At 31.2% G+C, this 872-nt stretch carries 2 protein-coding genes; both read left to right on the forward strand.

The features are described 5' to 3' along the window. Window positions 1-830: DUF1800 family protein (locus tag AMN99_RS01415; RefSeq protein WP_143323908.1), on the forward strand; the 830-nt coding region annotated here is incomplete at its 5' end. Continuing rightward, window positions 827-872 (forward strand): twin-arginine translocation signal domain-containing protein (locus AMN99_RS05935; RefSeq protein ID WP_143323909.1); only part of this gene is annotated, 46 nt, incomplete at its 3' end. The genes AMN99_RS01415 and AMN99_RS05935, both read left to right, overlap by 4 nt.

Consider the following 872-nt stretch of genomic DNA (forward strand, 5'->3'; position numbering starts at 1 on the left):
TGGAACTTCATACAGTTTCCCCTAAAGCTGGTTATACTCAGGAAGATGTCGTTCAATTGGCTTATATTATGACTGGATGGCAACAAAGGTGGAGTAAAAAAAAATTAGAGACAGGAAATGTTTGGTTTAATTCTGAATATCATCAAAGAGGAAAAAAGAATGTTTTGGGCAAAGAATATAAGAAAGGAAAAAAAGCATTAGCTGCTGTAATTAAAGATCTAGTTAATCATCCTAATTGTAGAGATTTTGTTGCTGAAAGACTTTGTAGATATTTAATCACGGATGAACCTACGAAAGAGATGAAGCAACCAATTATTGATGCATTTAAGAAATCAGATGGTCATATTCCTGAAATACATAAAGCAGCTATAAAGGTTGCCTTTGAATATAATGATAAATATAAAAAATTTCAGACACCTGAAAATTGGTTTATTCAAGTTGCTAAAATTGCAGATTTAAATTGGCCACCCTCACCAGAACTAATGGATAAATACGAGCTAGGCCAAAAACCACTTGATTCACAAAGAGAACCTCAGTGGTTATTGGAAAATATTGGCCATCATCCATATCGAGCAAAACAACCAAATGGTTGGTCAGATCATTCGGATGATTGGATTTCACCAGAATTATTAATTAGAAGACTGGTTTATGCAAAATCAAGTTATAATTTCACTAAAATGGAAAATTCTAAAAATTTAGAATATTATGAAAAAATGGTAGAAAAAAATTTCAACAACCCAGACAAAATAATGAAATATTTAAATCAAAAAAGTAGATCTATTGCGAAACATACTTTACTTTTTAATCACCCGGAGTTTTTAAAAGCATGAAGATATCAAGAAGAGATTTTTTAAAAACCACAGCTCTAACCT

The organism is Candidatus Pelagibacter communis, assembly GCF_001180225.1.
GTDB classification, from domain to species: Bacteria; Pseudomonadota; Alphaproteobacteria; order Pelagibacterales; family Pelagibacteraceae; genus Pelagibacter; species Pelagibacter ubique_D.